17 protein-coding genes are annotated in these 15261 nt (G+C 66.2%); 13 read left to right on the plus strand and 4 right to left on the minus strand.

All coding sequences use genetic code 11. The features are described from left to right. Positions 1 to 9 precede the first annotated feature (9 nt). Genes I7X43_RS15570 through dut form a run of 11 tightly spaced genes read left to right on the plus strand, consistent with a single transcriptional unit; the run spans position 10 to position 9791 of the window. A complete protein-coding gene (locus I7X43_RS15570) occupies positions 10 to 1539 on the plus strand; it encodes an ABC transporter ATP-binding protein (protein ID WP_198101876.1) in 1530 nt (509 codons plus the stop codon). Further along, on the plus strand, positions 1539 to 2654 hold the full coding sequence (locus tag I7X43_RS15575; protein ID WP_198101877.1) for an ABC transporter permease: 1116 nt from the start codon (positions 1539 to 1541) through the stop codon (positions 2652 to 2654). The genes I7X43_RS15570 and I7X43_RS15575 overlap by 1 nt, the downstream gene beginning before the upstream one ends. Beyond that, on the plus strand, positions 2647 to 3630 hold the full coding sequence (locus tag I7X43_RS15580; RefSeq protein ID WP_198101878.1) for an ABC transporter permease: 984 nt from the start codon (positions 2647 to 2649) through the stop codon (positions 3628 to 3630). The genes I7X43_RS15575 and I7X43_RS15580 overlap by 8 nt, the downstream gene beginning before the upstream one ends. Then, positions 3630 to 4040 carry a cytidine deaminase gene (cdd, locus tag I7X43_RS15585; RefSeq protein WP_198101879.1) on the plus strand — a complete coding sequence of 137 codons (411 nt, stop codon included), beginning with the start codon at positions 3630 to 3632 and terminating at the stop codon, positions 4038 to 4040. Before I7X43_RS15580 ends, cdd begins: the two co-directional genes overlap by 1 nt. 11 nt (positions 4041 to 4051) lie before the next feature. Then, on the plus strand, positions 4052 to 4915 hold the full coding sequence (locus I7X43_RS15590) for a purine-nucleoside phosphorylase (protein WP_198101880.1): 864 nt from the start codon (positions 4052 to 4054) through the stop codon (positions 4913 to 4915). Between the two features lie 4 nt (positions 4916 to 4919). After that, positions 4920 to 5684: a deoxyribose-phosphate aldolase gene (gene deoC, locus I7X43_RS15595; RefSeq protein ID WP_198101881.1), complete on the plus strand. Its 765-nt coding sequence runs from the start codon at positions 4920 to 4922 to the stop codon at positions 5682 to 5684. A 1-nt stretch (position 5685) separates the two neighbouring features. After that, on the plus strand, positions 5686 to 6996 hold the full coding sequence (gene deoA / locus I7X43_RS15600; protein ID WP_198101882.1) for a thymidine phosphorylase: 1311 nt from the start codon (positions 5686 to 5688) through the stop codon (positions 6994 to 6996). Between the two features lie 32 nt (positions 6997 to 7028). Next, the gene (trmB, locus tag I7X43_RS15605) at positions 7029 to 7733 is read left to right on the plus strand and encodes a tRNA (guanosine(46)-N7)-methyltransferase TrmB (RefSeq protein ID WP_198101915.1); all 705 of its coding nucleotides are present in this window, start codon (positions 7029 to 7031) and stop codon (positions 7731 to 7733) included. After that, complete coding sequence (locus I7X43_RS15610) at positions 7733 to 8122, plus strand: hypothetical protein (RefSeq protein WP_198101883.1); 390 nt, start codon at positions 7733 to 7735, stop codon at positions 8120 to 8122. The genes trmB and I7X43_RS15610 overlap by 1 nt, the downstream gene beginning before the upstream one ends. Continuing rightward, a complete protein-coding gene (coaBC, locus tag I7X43_RS15615) occupies positions 8119 to 9327 on the plus strand; it encodes a bifunctional phosphopantothenoylcysteine decarboxylase/phosphopantothenate--cysteine ligase CoaBC (protein WP_198101884.1) in 1209 nt (402 codons plus the stop codon). The genes I7X43_RS15610 and coaBC overlap by 4 nt, the downstream gene beginning before the upstream one ends. Positions 9328 to 9341: 14 nt before the next feature. Then, positions 9342 to 9791 (plus strand): dUTP diphosphatase, encoded by a 450-nt coding sequence (dut, locus tag I7X43_RS15620; protein ID WP_198101885.1) that lies wholly within the window; start codon positions 9342 to 9344, stop codon positions 9789 to 9791. Between the two features lie 15 nt (positions 9792 to 9806). Here the strand turns inward: dut and I7X43_RS15625 are convergent, their stop codons facing one another. Then, on the minus strand, positions 9807 to 10331 hold the full coding sequence (locus I7X43_RS15625; protein ID WP_198101886.1) for an FKBP-type peptidyl-prolyl cis-trans isomerase: 525 nt from the start codon (positions 10329 to 10331) through the stop codon (positions 9807 to 9809). 92 nt (positions 10332 to 10423) lie between these two features. Between I7X43_RS15625 and I7X43_RS15630 the strand changes: the two genes are divergently transcribed. Both I7X43_RS15630 and I7X43_RS15635 read left to right on the plus strand, forming a co-directional pair. Then, the gene (locus I7X43_RS15630; RefSeq protein ID WP_198101887.1) at positions 10424 to 11581 is read left to right on the plus strand and encodes a JmjC domain-containing protein; all 1158 of its coding nucleotides are present in this window, start codon (positions 10424 to 10426) and stop codon (positions 11579 to 11581) included. After that, positions 11557 to 12084, plus strand: coding sequence for a hypothetical protein (locus I7X43_RS15635; protein ID WP_198101888.1), 528 nt, complete (start codon positions 11557 to 11559; stop codon positions 12082 to 12084). The genes I7X43_RS15630 and I7X43_RS15635 overlap by 25 nt, the downstream gene beginning before the upstream one ends. Before the next feature lie 537 nt (positions 12085 to 12621). Here the strand turns inward: I7X43_RS15635 and bamC are convergent. The 3 genes from bamC to I7X43_RS15650 are packed head-to-tail and all read right to left on the minus strand — an operon-like array spanning position 12622 to position 15235. Continuing rightward, on the minus strand, positions 12622 to 13761 hold the full coding sequence (gene bamC / locus I7X43_RS15640; RefSeq protein WP_310737587.1) for an NlpB/DapX family lipoprotein: 1140 nt from the start codon (positions 13759 to 13761) through the stop codon (positions 12622 to 12624). 32 nt (positions 13762 to 13793) lie between these two features. Beyond that, positions 13794 to 14675 (minus strand): 4-hydroxy-tetrahydrodipicolinate synthase, encoded by an 882-nt coding sequence (gene dapA / locus I7X43_RS15645; RefSeq protein ID WP_198101890.1) that lies wholly within the window; start codon positions 14673 to 14675, stop codon positions 13794 to 13796. After that, positions 14672 to 15235, minus strand: a complete 564-nt coding sequence (locus I7X43_RS15650) for a class I SAM-dependent methyltransferase (RefSeq protein ID WP_198101891.1) — start codon at positions 15233 to 15235, stop codon at positions 14672 to 14674. The genes dapA and I7X43_RS15650 overlap by 4 nt, the downstream gene beginning before the upstream one ends. Positions 15236 to 15261 lie beyond the last annotated feature (26 nt).

Below are 15261 nucleotides of genomic sequence, written 5' to 3' on the forward strand. Positions count from 1 at the left end.
GCCCGCTGCATGACCGCCGTCGCCCTGCGGGGGATCTCCAAGCGCTTTGGCGCGGTCCAGGCCAATGACGGTGTGGATCTGACAGTGGCCGCCGGTTCCGTTCACGCCCTGATCGGCGAAAACGGGGCGGGCAAGTCCACGCTGATGGCCATCCTCTACGGCTACTACCAGGCGGACGAAGGCGAAATTGCTCTGCACGGCCAAGCGGTGCAGGTGCGCAATTCGCACGAGGCCATTGCCCAAGGCGTGGGCATGGTCCACCAGCACTTCATGCTGGTGGACACCTTGAGTGCCTTGGACAACGTGCTGCTGGGCGCCGAGCCGCACGGGTATTTGCCCAAGGCCCAAGCGCAGGTGCGCGCCGGACTGCAGCAACTGATGCAGGACACCGGGCTGCAGGTGCGTTTGGAGGCCCGGGTCGACGAGCTCCCGGTCGGGGAGCTGCAACGGCTGGAAATCCTCAAGGCGCTGTACCGCGGGGCCAAGATCCTGATCTTGGACGAGCCTACAGCGGTGCTGACGCCGCAGGAAACCCAGCAGCTCTTCGAGGTGCTGCGCGGCTTACGCGCCCGGGGCACCACCATCATCCTGATCACCCACAAGCTCAAGGAAGTGATGGCCTTGGCCGATGCCGTGACGGTGATGCGCGCCGGGCGGGTGGTGCACACCTGCGCCATTGCCGACACCAATGAGGCCCAGTTGGCGGAGGCCATGGTGGGGCGCAAGGTTGTGCTGGGCCGCCAAGGCGGCTCCGCGGTCACAGCGGATGCAGCTCCGCGCTTGTCTGCCCGGGCGCTGAGCCTGCGAAATGCCCAGGGTGTGCCGGTGCTACGCGAGGTTTCACTGGACCTGCGGCCGGGCGAAATCGTGGGCGTGGCGGGCGTGTCGGGCAACGGGCAGAGCGAATTGCTCGAGGTGCTGTCGGGCCTGCACGTCCCTGAGGGCGGTCGGCTGCAACTGGGCGACCGGGCGTACGAGCCCGGCAGTTGGCTGAACCCCAAGACGGCACGCGAATTGGGCCTGGCCCATGTGCCCGAGGACCGCCACGCTTGCGGGCTCGTGCTCGGCTTCCCAGCCTGGGAATCGGCCGTGCTGGGCTACCAGGATGCGCCCAAGTACAAGAGCGGGCGGTGGGGGCTGAATCGGCGGGCCTTGAAGGCCGCGACGGCCACCATGATGGAGCGCTTTGACGTGCGCCCCCGCAACGCGGACCTGGGATCCAGCAAGTTCAGTGGCGGCAATCAGCAAAAGTTGATCCTGGCGCGCGAGATCGGCGAAGCCCCCCAGGTGCTGCTCGTGGGGCAGCCCACCCGGGGCGTGGACATCGGGGCCATCGAGTTCATCCACAACCAATTGCGGGCGCTGCGCGATGCGGGCTGTGCAGTCCTGGTGGTTTCCAGCGAGCTGGACGAAATCCTGCTTCTCTCCGACCGGGTGCTGGTCATGAACGGGGGCCGCATCACCGGTGAGCTGGCGATCGACGACTGTGATGAACGCAAGCTGGGCCTCTTGATGGCCGCACAGCCCGAGGCTGCTTGATGAGTAATTCCATTGTTCTTCCGCGCTGGATCGAGCTCGGTGTTCTGCCCCTTTGGAATCTGGCCGTGGCCCTGGCCGTCGCGGCGGGGGTGGTGGCCTTGATTGGGCACAGCCCGGCGCAGGCTTTTGAGGTGCTGATCAAGGGCGCATTGGGTGACGCGCGAGGGCTGGGCTACACCCTGTACTACGCCACCACGTTCACCTTTACCGGGTTGGCCGTCGCGGTTGCCATACACGGCGGGCTCTTCAACATTGGCGGGGAAGGGCAGGCCACGTTTGCCGGCTTGGGCTTGGCGCTGGCCGCGCTGTATTTGGCGCCGGGTTTGCCGGCCTGGGCGCTGCTGCCGCTGGTGATCGGGGCGGCCGCGCTGTTCGGGGCGGGTTGGGGGCTGGTGCCGGGCTATTTGCAGGCCTGGCGCGGCAGCCACATCGTCATCACCACCATCATGTTCAACTTCTTGGCGGCGGCGCTGAACGCTTACCTGCTGGTCAACAGCCTGCGTGTGGGTGGCGGCTCCATGGTGATTGAGTCCGAGCCGTTTCCCGAGGCCGCCAAGCTCCCCGCCTTGCATGACTGGGCGGCGCGCTGGGGCGTGGACTGGCCCACTTCTCCGCTCAACGCCGCCACGCTGCTGGCCCTGGCCGCCTGTTTCTTCGTCGCTTGGTTCTTGTGGCGCACCCGGGCCGGCTACGCGCTGCGCGCCGTGGGGTCCGCGCCGCGTGCGGCTCAGTATGCGGGGATGAACCCCAGGGCGCAGGTTCTGGTGGCGATGGGGCTGTCTGGGGCGCTGGCAGGCATGGTAGCCGTCAATGAGCTGTCGGGCGTGCAGGGCAAGCTGACGCTGGACTTTGTGGCGGGCGCGGGCTTCACGGGCATCGCGGTGAGCCTGATGGGGCGCAACCACCCCGTGGGCATTGTTTTGGCGGCGCTTCTGTTTGGTGTGCTCTATCAAGGCGGGGTCGAGGTTGCGTTTGAGCTGCCCGGCTTCTCGCGGGAGATGGTGGTGACCGTGCAAGGGCTGATCGTGCTGTTTGCCGGTGCCATGGCCATGGTCAGCGCACCGCTGTTTGCGCGGCTCTATGCGTTCGTGAGCCAGGAGGCCCGCCATGGATGAGATGGTGCTGATCGGCTCCGTGCTGGGCTCCACGCTGCGCCTGACCGCGCCGCTGCTGCTCGTGGCCCTTGCGGGCCTGATCAGCGAACGCAGCGGGGTCATTGACCTGGGCTTGGAAGGCAAGATGCTGGCCGCAGCCTTTGCCGCCGCGGCCGCAACGGCCGCCACCCAGTCGGTGCTGCTGGGTTTGATTGCCGCGGTGGGGGTGGCGTCGGCCATGGCCCTGATTCACGGCTTTGCCTGCATCACCCATCGCGGGGATCAGGTGGTGTCCGGCGTCGCGCTGAACATGGTGGCGGCCGGGTTGACGGTGGTGCTGGGCATCGCGTGGTTCCAGACGGGCGGGCAGACGCCGACCTTGGCGCCCGAATTGCGCATCACCGCGCTGGCTCCCGGCTTGTCCGAGCCAGCCGCCGCCGCGCAAGCGCATGGCGGTTTTTTGGGGGCTGTGCTGGGCCATGCGCTGTTCAGTCACAACGCCCTGGTCTACACGGCGTTCGCCGCGGTGGTGGGGGTTTGGTTCCTGCTGGAGCGCACACGCCTGGGGCTGCGGCTGCGTGCCGTGGGGGAGAACCCCGCCATGGTGGACGCCGCGGGCGTCTCTGTGCCGCTGCTGCGCTATGGGGCGCTGCTCATGGGGGCAGTGCTGGTGGGCTTGGCGGGTGCTTACCTCTCGTTGGCCCAGAACGCCAACTTCAGCCCCAACATGACCGCGGGCCGCGGTTACATCGCGCTGGCGGCCATGATCTTCGGCCGCTGGCGGCCACTGCCCACCTTGTTCGCCTGCCTGCTCTTTGGCTTGCTGGATGCGCTGGCGATCCAGCTCCAAGGCGTGAGCCTGCCTGGCATCGGCGAGATCCCCGTCCAGGCCATCCAAGCCTTGCCCTACCTGCTGACGGTGGTGTTGCTCGCGGGCTTCATCGGCCAGGCGATTGCGCCGAAGGCCTTGGGTCGGCCGTACGTCAAGGAACGGTGATGGCGGACGAATCCCTGAAGGCCGAGATGCTGGCGGTCGCCCGTGCTGCCCGTGCGGCGTCCTATGCGCCGTATTCGAACTACCGGGTGGGCGCCGCATTGCTGGGTGAGGATGGCCGCATTTTTGGCGGCTGCAACGTCGAGAACGCCGCCTATCCCCAAGGCGTTTGTGCCGAGGCGGGGGCGCTGTCGGCCATGGTGCTGGCCGGCGTGCGCAAGGCCAAAGGGGTGCTAGTGGTCGGGGATGGCCAGCACCTGATCACCCCTTGTGGCGGGTGCCGCCAGAAGCTGCGCGAGTTTGCGCAGCCGGAAGATTTTTGGGTCCTGGCCGTGAACGAGAGCGGTCAGCAGCAACAGTGGACGCTGGAGCAGTTGTTCCCCCACTCGTTCAGTCCCGACCATCTCGCTTGAAAGATTCGAACATGAGCAGTCCTTATTTGCAGGGTGAAGCCCTGGCCAACGCCGTTCAGGCCGCCAGCGTGAAGCTGGAAGCGACGTTTGGCGCCGCCCCGTCCATCGCCGTGGTGCTGGGTTCGGGCTGGTCGGCGGCGAGCGAGCAGCTGCGCGATGTCCAACGCTTGTCGTACGCGGACCTGCCGGGCTGGCCCCTGCCCAAGGTCGAGGGTCACGTCAACGAAGTGGTGGTGGGCACGACCGCGGGGGGCGCGCGCGTGGCCATGTTGCGGGGCCGGGCCCACACGTATGAGAGCGGGGACTGCACCGGCATGGCCGCGCCCATCCGCAGCCTCAAGGCGTGGGGCGTGCAGGTGCTGCTGTCCACCAACGCCTCGGGTTCGCTGCGCCAGCAGCAGGGGCCGGGCAGCTTGATGCTCATCAGCGATCACATCAACGCCGTGCAGCGCAGCCCCTTGGTGGGCCTCTCGGGCAGCGATCGTTTCGTGGACATGAGCTGCGCCTACGACCTCGAGCTGCGCCAGGCGGCCCGCGCGCTGGCGCAGCAAATCGACACGCGCTTGCACGAAGGGGTCTATTGCTGGGCGCTGGGCCCGCAGTTCGAGACGCCGGCTGAAATTCGCATGTTTGCGGCCTTTGGTGCCGATGCGGTGGGCATGTCCACCGTGCCGGACACCATCCTCGCGCGCCACGCGGGCCTGCGCGTGATGGGTCTGGCCTTGATCACCAACATGGCGGCTGGCCTGTCGGCTGAGGCGCTCACGCACGAGCTGACCTTGCGGGAGGCCAAAGAGAGCGGGGAGCGCGCGGCCGGTTTCTTGAGCGCCTTGCTGGATCGTTTGTGCGCGCTGGATTCGCTGAAAAAGGCCTGACCTCATGAGCTCGCAAGACACGGCACGCACCCTGCTGCGTTGCCTGGACCTGACCAGCCTGAACGATGGCGACACGGCGGACACCATCACCGCGCTGTGCGCCAAGGCGCAGACGCGCCACGGCCCGGTGGCGGCGGTGTGCGTGTGGCCGCAGTTTGTGGCGCAGGCGCGGGCCGCATTGCCGGCCAGCATCCGCGTGGCGGCAGTGGCCAACTTCCCGGATGGCGCGCTGGATGTGGCCCGAGCCGTGGCGGATATCGAGGCCATCGCTCAGGCGGGGGCCCAGGAAATTGATGTGGTGCTGCCCTACAAGGCCTTGCTCGCCGGGCAAAGCCTGGAAGTGGGCGAATTCCTGGCCGAGGTGCGCCATGCCAGCCGCCCCTTGACGCTCAAGGTCATCATCGAATCGGGGGAACTCAAGGACGAGGCGGTCATTCGACGGGCGACCCAGCTCAGCCTGAACGCGGGCGCCGACTTCATCAAGACCAGCACGGGCAAGACCCCAGTCTCGGCCACGCTGGAGGCGGCGCGGGCCATGCTGGACGAAATCGCCCACAGCGGCTTGGCCGCGGCGGGTTTCAAGGCCTCGGGGGGCATTCGCACGGTCGCCCAAGGTGAGCCCTATGTGGCGGCCACCCGCGCGGCCTTGGGCGAGTCGGCGCTGGACCCGAGTCGCCTGCGCTTTGGCGCGTCGGGCTTGCTGGACGACATCCTGGCGGTGCTGGACGGGCAGGGCGCGGCTGCCGTGACCGCCAGCGGAGGCTATTGAGATGCTGGCGCAAGAAATCATCCGCACCAAGCGCGGGGGCGGGGCGCTGTCCAAAGCGCAAATCGACTCCTTTGTTGACGGCATCACCACGGAGCGCTGGAGCGAGGGCCAGGTGGCGGCCCTGGCCATGGCCATCTTTTTGAAGGGAATGGGGCGCGACGAAGCCGTGGCGTTGACCCAGGCGATGCGGGATTCAGGCCGTGTGATGCACTGGCCCAACATGCCCGGCCCGGTGGTAGACAAGCACAGTACGGGCGGGGTGGGCGACAAGATCAGCCTGATGCTGGCGCCCCTCGTCGCCGCCTGTGGCGGCTACGTGCCCATGATCGCGGGGCGCGGCCTCGGCCACACGGGGGGCACGGTCGACAAGCTGGAGGCGGTGCCGGGCTACAACACGCGGCCCGACTTCGCCGAGTTCGACCGCATCGTGCGAGACCTCGGTTGTGCGGTGATTGGCCAAACGGCCGATTTGGCGCCGGCGGACCGCCGGTTCTATGGCATCCGCGACGTGACGGCGACGGTGGAATCCGTGCCCCTGATCACTGCCTCCATTCTGAGCAAGAAGCTGGCCGCCGGGCTGGACGTGCTGGTGATGGACGTGAAGGTGGGCAATGGGGCCTTTGCGGACACGCCGGCCATGGCGCGCGAATTGGCCGACAGCATCGTTGCGGTGGGCAACGGCGCCGGCATGAAGACGCGCGCTCTCATCACCGACATGAACCAGGTGCTGGGCCACACCGCGGGCAATGCCTTGGAGGTGTTGGAAGCGGTTGACTACCTGCGCGGTCGAAACGTGGAGCCGCGTCAGCACGAGGTCACTTTGGCCTTGTGTGCCCAGATGCTGATGCTCGGGGGGCTGGCGGCTGACGAAGCGCAGGCGCGGGCCAAGCTGCAAGCGGCGCTGGACAGCGGTGCGGCAGCGGAGCGTTTTGGCCAGATGGTGGTCGCACTGGGCGGCCCGGCTGACCTCGTGGAACGCCCCGAGCGCCACTTGCCGGTTGCGCCCGTTCAGCGGGCGGTGCCCGCGCCCCGGGCCGGCGTGCTGGTGGGGCAGGACACGCGGGCGATCGGCATGGCTGTGATCGAGCTGGGTGGCGGCCGGCGCGTGGCGGCCGACCCCATCGACCCGCGCGTGGGTTTTTCCGCAGTGTGCCCGCTGGGCCGGACTGTCCAGGCTGGCGAGGCACTTGCGGTGGTGCACGCGGCCGATGAAGCGGCGGCAGAGCGGGCCGTCCAGGCTTACCAAGCAGCTTGCTGTATTGGCGACGTGGGACCGGAAGCGACGCCCTTGGTAGCGGAGGTGGTGGGGTGAGCGACGTTCAAGAATCCGCGGCCGAAGGCGCAATGGATGCAACGGGCGCAACGAGCGCAGAGCGGCCCGAGCGCCGCATCAAGAGTTTCGTCAAGCGCGGCGGGCGCATGGGCACGGGGCAAATCCGAGCCCTGCAGGAGCTGGCGCCGCGCTACGTGCTGCCGTACCGGGCCGATGCGGTGCCGTCATGGTCCGCAGTCTTTGGCCGCGAGGCACCCCGCGTGCTGGAGATCGGCTTTGGCATGGGGGATGCGACGGCCAAGATCGCTGCGGCCTTGCCGCACATCGACTTCATTGGCTGCGAGGTGCATGAAGCCGGAGTGGGAGCGCTGCTGCAGCGCATTGATGAAGCGCAGTTGACCAACCTGCGCATCGTGCAACACGATGCGGTCGAGGTGCTGGCGCACATGATTCCCAAGGCCAGCTTGCACGGCGTGCACTTGTTTTTCCCGGACCCGTGGCACAAGAAGCGCCATCACAAACGGCGCTTGGTGCAAGGGCCCTTCATCGCTGATTTGGTGCAGTACCTCGCTCCCGGCGGCTACTTTCATGCCGCCACGGACTGGGAGCCCTATGCCCAGCAGATGCTGGAGGTCCTGTCGGCCGAGCCCTTGCTGGAGAACACTGCAGAGGGCTTTGCAGAGAAACCGGCCTATCGGCCGCTGACCAAGTTCGAGGCACGGGGCCTGCGCTTGGGCCATGGCGTCTGGGACCTGGTGTTCCGGCGGCGGGCTTGATGGGCTGGCACCTGCTGCTTTGGGGCGTGCTGGCCGTGCTGGCCAGCCTGTGGTCGTTGCTCTACCTGCTCCTGCGTAGCCTGGTCCACTGGACCGGCTGGAAGCAAGGCGTGGAGGGCGTCAAGCAGCTGCCCAGCCTGGACCTGCCGCCGTGGTTGATGGAAATTCTGGGTATTGGCTGGATTGAGCGCTTTCAGGCCGTGTTGGCCGATTGGGCGCCGGAGTTCCAGGCTTGGGTTCAATCTTGGCCCGATGTTTCGGCGTGGCTGAGCGCGGCGCTGGTCTGGGGCTGGGGGTTGGGCCTGGGCTTGCTGGCCTTGGCGGGGCTGCTGGGCAGCGTGCTGATCCGCGCTGGCCAGCGTCTGCAGGCGCGAACGGAGGGGCGATGAACGTCATCAAAGGCCGCCGCGTGCTGCTGGCCCTGTCGGGCGGCATCGCCGGATACAAGATTGCAGAACTGACACGCCTGTTGGTGCAGGCTGGCGCCGAGGTGCAGGTGATGATGAGCGAGGCGGCCACGCAGTTCATCACGCCGGTGACGCTGCAGGCGCTTTCGGGCCGAGCCGTGTTGCGGGATGCCTGGGATGCCAGCGCACCCAACAACATGCCGCACATCAACGCGGGGCGCTGGGCCGAGGTGATGCTGCTGGCCCCCGCCAGCGCCGACATGATGGCCAAGCTGGCCCAAGGGCGGGCGGATGAGATCGTCAGCCTGACGGCGCTGGCCCGTCCGCGCGAGCGCTGTGCCCTCTTGATTGCGCCCGCCATGAACCGCGAGATGTGGTCTCACCCGGCCACGCAGCGCAACATGGCCCAGTTGGCGGCCGATGGTGCGCAGCTGCTGGGCGTCGGTCATGGCGAGCAGGCCTGTGGGGAAGTGGGCGATGGCCGCATGTTGGAAGCCGCCGAGCTGCTGGAGGCCTTGGTGGACCACTTCACCCCCAAACGACTGGCGGGGAAACGGGTGTTGTTGACCGCGGGCCCGACTTACGAAGCCCTGGATCCCGTGCGCGGTATCACCAACCGCTCCAGCGGCAAGATGGGCTTCGCCCTGGCGCAGGCGGCCCATCGCGCAGGGGCGGAGGTCACGCTGATTGCTGGCCCGGTCCACCTGCCGACGCCGGCCGGTGTGCGACGCGTGGACGTTCAATCAGCCTGCCAGATGCTGGAGGTGACCTTGGCGGCCTTGCCCGGGCAGGATGTGTTCATCGCCACCGCGGCGGTGGCCGACTGGCGCCCCGCGAGCGAGGCCGAGCACAAGATCAAGAAAGATGGCAGCGGTCAGACCCCGCAACTGGCCTTCACCGAGAACCCGGACATTCTGGCCACCGTGGCCGCCCGGCCCGATGCGCCGTACTGCGTGGGCTTTGCGGCCGAGAGTGAAAAGCTGCTCGAGCACGCGCAGGCCAAGCGCCTGCGCAAGGCCGTGCCCCTGATCGTGGCGAACCTGGGCCCCGCGACGTTTGGAAAAGACGACAACGCGCTGCTGCTTGTCGACGAGCAGGGCGCGCGCGAGTTGCCGCGGGCGGCCAAGAGCGATTTGGCCGTTCAACTGATTGACGAGATTGCGCAGCGCCTGGCTGCGCGCCCCTAACCCCGTTTTGTCTCATGCACCAAGTTCAACTCAAGGTGCTGGATGCCCGTTTGGCCGACCAGCTCCCCACCTACGCCACGCCGGGCAGTGCTGGTCTGGATTTGCGCGCTGCGCTTTCGGCGCCGCTGACCCTGCAGCCAGGACAGACCGAGTTAATCCCCACGGGGATCGCCATCCACCTCGGCGACCCGGGGCTGGCGGCCCTGATCCTGCCGCGCTCCGGCCTGGGCCACAAACACGGCATCGTGCTGGGCAATTTGGTGGGCCTGATCGACTCGGACTACCAAGGGCCGCTGATGGTGAGTTGCTGGAATCGCGGATCGCAGGCGTTCACCATCCAGCCTTTGGATCGGCTGGCTCAACTGATCGTCGTGCCCGTGGTCCAGGTGGGGTTCGAACGGGTGGAAGAATTCCACGCCACGGAACGCGGTACCGGGGGCTTCGGCTCGACGGGCAAGTCCTGAAGCCCTCCTAAAGGCTCAGTGCAGGGGCTCGTCCGCCGGGGCGCCTTCCAGCACCTGCACGAAGCTGCCGCCGACGGACTTGGCTTCGAGTTCCTCTTCGGTCGCCTCGCGCACGCCGCACACTTTGAGGTGCAGGCGCAGGCCGATGCCTGCCAGCGGGTGGTTGCCATCCAGCACCACGTGTTCAGGGTACACCTCGGTGACCGTGTAGATGGCCTCCATCGGCATGTCCTCCGACTGAGCCCCTGGCGGCAGGCCTTCAAACCGCATGCCCACGTCCACCTCGGCGGGGAAGAGACTGCGGGCTTCAAAGCACACCAAGTCGGCGTCGTACTCGCCGAAAGCATCGGTGGGTTCTAAAGCCACGCCGATTTCCGCGCCGGTCAATTGGCCCAGCAGGGCCTGTTCCACCTTGGGGAGCAGATCTTCGCCTCCGACCAGGAACTCGGTCGGGGTGTCGAGGGTGTCAATGAGCTCGCTTTGAGCGTCTTCCAGTCGCCAAGTCAAGCTGACGACACAAGGGGTTTGAACTTCTTCCATGAATTTGCGCAGGGTCAATAGCCCGGCGCGTCTCTTTCGTTGCAGCAGTTGCGATGTTCTCACGACCCGCCAGCTCCACTCACAATGGGCACATGAAGCAAGCCCCACAAGCCCCTGATTTCGCTGCCCCCTGGCCTTTGCTTGGGGGGATGAGCCCCGAACAGTTCATGCGCCGACACTGGCAGCGCAAGCCTGCGCTGATGCGAGCGGCTGCCTTGCCGTGGGTGGGCCGGATGCCGCGTGGTGAGCTGTTTGGCTTGGCGGAGCGGGAGGATGTCGAGTCTCGACTCGTGACCGGCAACGACCGCGCAGCCTGGACGCTGCGCCACGGGCCGTTCCCCCGTCGCAGCTTGCCTGCGCTCAGTCAACCGGGTTGGACGGTGTTGGTGCAAGGCATGGAAGCCATTCATCCGGCCGCCCGTGAGTTGCTCGACGCCTTTCGCTTCCTGCCCGAAGCACGGCTGGACGATGTGATGGTGTCCTGGGCTTCGGACGGCGGCGGCGTGGGCCCGCACACTGACGCTTATGACGTCTTCTTGGTCCAGGTCAGCGGACGCCGGCGTTGGCGGGTGTCGAACCAAAAACAGCGCGACTTGATCGAGGGCCTACCGGTCAAGATCCTGCAGTGTTTCGAGCCCACGCTGGAGTGGGAGCTGGAACCGGGCGACATCCTCTACCTTCCCCCCAACTGGGCCCACGACGGCGTGGCTCTGGGGGCGGACTGCATCACGGCGTCCGTGGGTCTGCGCGCGCCCCGGCGCGTCGAATTGGCCGATGCGCTCCTGCCGCGCCTCATCGACCCCGAAGACGATGCGCCCGCCGCTTGGGAGTCGGTGTACCGGGACGCTGACATTGGCCCGACCCTGCACCCCGCCGCTATTTCGCCCGAGTTCCAGGCCTTTGCGCAGGACGCCTTGCGTCGCGTGGTCGACGATCCGCAGGGTATGGCGCGTGCGCTGGGCGAGTATTTGAGCGAGCCCAAACCCAAACAGCTCTTTGATGGCGGTCGTGCGCTTCCCGGCGATGTGGCGCTGGCCCCGGGAAGCCGGATGCTCTATGACCGCTGGCATGTTTTCCTCAATGGTGAGTCTTACCGAGCGGCCGGACGCGATGCGCGGCTGATGCAGCGGCTGGCCGATGCGCGCCAACTGTCGGCTGCGCAGCGTCAACAACTCAGCCCGGATGCACAACAATTGCTCAACGAATGGATGGAGTGGGGGTGGGTATGTCCGAGTCCCGGGTCACGCTAGAGGGTGAAGGCGGCCGCCTGGAAGGCTGGCCCGACATCACGGAGGGCCTTCGCCAATTGTTGACTGAGGCTTTCGAGCACAAGGCGCGTCGGGTGGTGGTGCTTGATCCGGACTTTGTCCAGTGGCCTTGGTCGGATCCCGACCTGCTGCACCACCTGGCGCAGTGGGGGCGATTGGGCGGGCGACGCCTGGAAATGCTGGCCCCAAGCTACGGTGCTTGTGCGCGGCGGCATCCGCGTTTTCTTCAATGGCGACAACACTTTGATCACCTTCTGACAATCGGGTCTTTCGAGCCGCGAGAAGTCGGTCCGGAGTGGCCCGCCTGCTTGATGGCCGCGACTGAAGGGCCGGTGCTGAGGCTCTTGGAGTTCGAAGACGGGCGCGCCACTTGGGCTCGGTCCGGGCCCCATGCGGCCGTGGAACGACGCTCCGTGTTTGATTTTTTTGATGCCATTTCGCAGAGATCCACGCCCGCGTGGCCGTATACGCAACTCGGTCTCTGAATGCGGGTGTTTTCCCTGCCTATAATGCGCGGCTAGGCATAAAAAACGCTCGAGGTTTTTCATGCCGCAGGCGGGGCTGGGAACAGTCCCACTGGGTGTCTTAAGGCTCGTGCTTTGCGGCATCCGAAATCACCGGTGTTTTTCCCTTTTCGTCTTCTAGAGGACCCCAATGAAAAAGTCGATCCTGATGGCTTCCCTGCTGGCCGCTGTTGCTCTGGCTGCTTGCAGCAAGAAGGAAGAAGCTCCCGCTGCCGCTCCGGCTCCGGTGGCTGCTCCGGCTCCCGCTGCTTCTGAAGCTGCTTCGGCTCCCGCCGCTGACGCTTCGGCTCCTGCTGCTGCCGCTTCGGCCGCCGCCAGCAACTAAGCTGCAGATCGCCCGACTGGCCCTTGGGCCGGTCGTGCCGAAAGCCGCCTTCGGGCGGCTTTTGTTTTTTCTGGGACCGAGCCGCTGCGCGGTAGGGCGCAAAGAGCAAGAAAAAACGCGCCCCGAGGGCGCGTTCTTGCCAGGGCCTGGCCCTAACCCAATGCGGTGGTTTGTCAGCGAAGGTCCGGCCAGAGCAGTGCCAGGATGCGCTTGGCTTGTTCGTTCGTGGCCAACTTGCCTTGGCTGTCTTGCACCGACACCGTTGTGCGGTTGCCTTCGCTCTTGACTGAGACGCGATAGCGTTCCGTCGACGGGCCTTTGTCAGACGAGAAGAGCTTTTGCAGGAAGTTCGGTTCCTCCTTACCTGCCTGTCGGGGATCGGCATAGCGCAAGAAGAAGAGCCCCGCGCGGCGATCCCGGTCTTCCATGGTGAAGCCATGGCGGTCCAGCGACAGGCCCACGCGCCGCCAAGCGGCTTCAAAGCCCTCGTTCATCACGATTTCGTTGGGGACTTCGGACAGCGCTGGCTGGCGCACTTCCGGTGCAGTCGGCTTGGCGGCTGGGGTGCCCAAAGCGGCAGGGGCGGCGGTTGACGCCACAGCACTCGCTTCCTTACCGCCCAAACGCAGCAAAAGCCGCGCCAGCATTTCGGCCTCGAGCTCCGCGTCCGCAGCCCGTGGCGTCCAGACGGTTTGGTCTTTCTGCGCCCCGGTGTACACCTCTTGCATGCCCCGGTGTGACACCGTGATTTCGGTCTTGCCGTCCACACGCTCCAATCGGGTGCGGAATTTGTCGCGTTCACCCGTCGAATACAGCCCATCGAAGACGGTACCAATGGTGCGGCGGATCAGGTCTTGGGGCAACTTGGCGCGGTTCTCCCGCCAGTCGGTTTCCAGAATGCCAACTTCGGCTTGCTCCTTGGGTAAGTCAAAGCCCAGATCGCCCCAGAAAGCCCGGACAACGGGCCAGAGTGCCTCGGGACTTTGACTGGTGCGAATCAGCCGGGTGGGGCCGACGCGAACGATCTCGGCCCCGGCCAGCTGGTTCAGCGCGACCTGCGGGGCGCCCACGGTTTGCTGAGGGGCCTGGGCCGGCTGCGCGGCGAGGGCGACGGCGCTGACCACGCCTTGGCTTTTGGCGGTTGCGGACTGGGGCAACTGAGACAGGTCAGGGGGAACCTCCAGGCCGGTGGTCTGCTTGGATTGGCTGCGGTAGTCCACCTTGTCGGAGCCGAAGGTGGTGTTGAGCGCGCTGCAGCCGCCCAGGGCGGCCAGTACAGCAAGGGTCAGGGCGTGAGGAGCAATTCGGGTCACGGCGGGGCGATCCAGATTGGAGAAAGCCGTGATTAGAGCAGGTGTGCAGACCGCATGGCGGCTTCGACCGCATCTTGGCCGCCCGGACTGAGCGAGAGCAGCGGCAATCGAACATGCGCCGGGCAGCGCCCCAGCCGGCTCAGTGCCCATTTGGCGGGGGCCGGGCTGGGTTCGCAGAACAGCGTCCGGTGGAGATCGAGCAGTTGGTTGTTGAGGGCCTTGGCTTGCGCCCAATCCCCGCCCAAGGCGGCAGTGCACATCTGGCTCATCAAGCGGGGCGCGACGTTGGCCGTCACGCTCACAATGCCCCGCCCCCCCAAAAACATCGAGGCCAATCCACTGCCGTCATCACCGCTGTAAAACGAAAAGCCCGTCGGGGCCGACTTCAGGATCTGTGCGGTCCGCTCGACGTTGCCGCTGGCTTCTTTCGTGCCAAACACGTGGGGCAGGGCTGCACAGCGAACCGAGGTTTCGGCTGACATGTCGGCAATCGTGCGCCCCGGCACGTTGTAGAGCATCAACGGCAAATCGGTGGCGTCGGCCAGCGCTTTGAAGTGCTGAAAAATGCCTTCCTGACTGGGCTTGTTGTAGTAAGGCACGACGGAGAGCTGGGCATCGGCACCGACGGCTTTGGCGTGACGGGCGAGGTTGATGGCCTCTCGCGTGCAGTTGGATCCCGTACCGGCCAACACCGGAACACGCCCGGCCACATGCTCGACGGTCACCCGAACGATCTCGCAATGCTCTTCGGTGCTGACGGTGGGGGACTCGCCAGTGGTGCCCACCACACCGATGCAGTGTGTGCCCTCCGACAGGTGCCAATCGATCAGTGCCCGCAGGGTGTCGTAGTCCACGCGGCCGTCGTCGTGCATGGGCGTGACCAGGGCCACGATGCTGCCTTGAATGGGTTTCATGGTGTTGTGCTTGGAATGTGAAGGTGTTCGATGGGGCAGGGCTTGTCGCCAACAGCGACCCGTCGGGCCGCAACGCGCTGCATTCTGGCTCCGTTGACCACGCCGTCTTCGTAGGCCAGAACATGCAGCTTGCCCTGGCACAAAGTCAAGAGTTCGCCGGGGGCCAGCAGGAAGTCGGGGTTGCGCGGGCGCCCCAGTTGTTCCTGACCTTGCGCGAAAGTTTCGTAAATCAAGTACCCGTCCGGTGCGACCGCCTGAAGCAATGACGGGAACAATGGGCGCCAAAGGTAGTTTGTTACCACCACCCAATCAAAGGTACGGTCCGCCAAGGGCCAGGGGGCGCTTTCAAGGTCTGCTGTCAAGGTCTCGAGGCCGGGCGGCAGGCTAGCCAAGGCGTCTGAATTCCGATCCACGGCCGTGACGTGCAAGCCCAGGTCGTTCATCCAGCGCGAGTGCCGCCCCCCTCCGCAGGCCAGGTCCAACGCGGTTTGCCCAGGCTGGGCGCAGGCACCCCAGCGTTGTAGCCAAGGTGAGGCTTCAGAAGCAGGCACGAATGACATCGGTGAGGCGGTGAATCAAACTGGGA

The organism is Inhella gelatinilytica (genome assembly GCF_016093295.1).
Lineage (GTDB): Bacteria > Pseudomonadota > Gammaproteobacteria > Burkholderiales > Burkholderiaceae_C > Inhella > Inhella gelatinilytica.

Excerpts from the sequence above, each read along its gene's own strand:
- dapA (WP_198101890.1), bottom strand. The coding sequence starts at position 14,675 with ATGAAACCCATTCAAGGCAGCATCGTGGCCCTGGTCACGCCCATGCAC.
- I7X43_RS15580 (WP_198101878.1), top strand. The coding sequence starts at position 2,647 with ATGGATGAGATGGTGCTGATCGGCTCCGTGCTGGGCTCCACGCTGCGC.
- I7X43_RS15625 (WP_198101886.1), bottom strand. The coding sequence starts at position 10,331 with ATGGAAGAAGTTCAAACCCCTTGTGTCGTCAGCTTGACTTGGCGACTG.
- I7X43_RS15610 (WP_198101883.1), top strand. The coding sequence starts at position 7,733 with ATGGGCTGGCACCTGCTGCTTTGGGGCGTGCTGGCCGTGCTGGCCAGC.
- dut (WP_198101885.1), top strand. The coding sequence starts at position 9,342 with ATGCACCAAGTTCAACTCAAGGTGCTGGATGCCCGTTTGGCCGACCAG.
- I7X43_RS15630 (WP_198101887.1), top strand. The coding sequence starts at position 10,424 with ATGAAGCAAGCCCCACAAGCCCCTGATTTCGCTGCCCCCTGGCCTTTG.
- I7X43_RS15635 (WP_198101888.1), top strand. The coding sequence starts at position 11,557 with ATGTCCGAGTCCCGGGTCACGCTAGAGGGTGAAGGCGGCCGCCTGGAA.
- deoC (WP_198101881.1), top strand. The coding sequence starts at position 4,920 with ATGAGCTCGCAAGACACGGCACGCACCCTGCTGCGTTGCCTGGACCTG.
- I7X43_RS15650 (WP_198101891.1), bottom strand. The coding sequence starts at position 15,235 with ATGTCATTCGTGCCTGCTTCTGAAGCCTCACCTTGGCTACAACGCTGG.
- I7X43_RS15570 (WP_198101876.1), top strand. The coding sequence starts at position 10 with ATGACCGCCGTCGCCCTGCGGGGGATCTCCAAGCGCTTTGGCGCGGTC.
- I7X43_RS15590 (WP_198101880.1), top strand. The coding sequence starts at position 4,052 with ATGAGCAGTCCTTATTTGCAGGGTGAAGCCCTGGCCAACGCCGTTCAG.
- cdd (WP_198101879.1), top strand. The coding sequence starts at position 3,630 with ATGGCGGACGAATCCCTGAAGGCCGAGATGCTGGCGGTCGCCCGTGCT.
- I7X43_RS15575 (WP_198101877.1), top strand. The coding sequence starts at position 1,539 with ATGAGTAATTCCATTGTTCTTCCGCGCTGGATCGAGCTCGGTGTTCTG.
- deoA (WP_198101882.1), top strand. The coding sequence starts at position 5,686 with ATGCTGGCGCAAGAAATCATCCGCACCAAGCGCGGGGGCGGGGCGCTG.
- trmB (WP_198101915.1), top strand. The coding sequence starts at position 7,029 with ATGGATGCAACGGGCGCAACGAGCGCAGAGCGGCCCGAGCGCCGCATC.
- coaBC (WP_198101884.1), top strand. The coding sequence starts at position 8,119 with ATGAACGTCATCAAAGGCCGCCGCGTGCTGCTGGCCCTGTCGGGCGGC.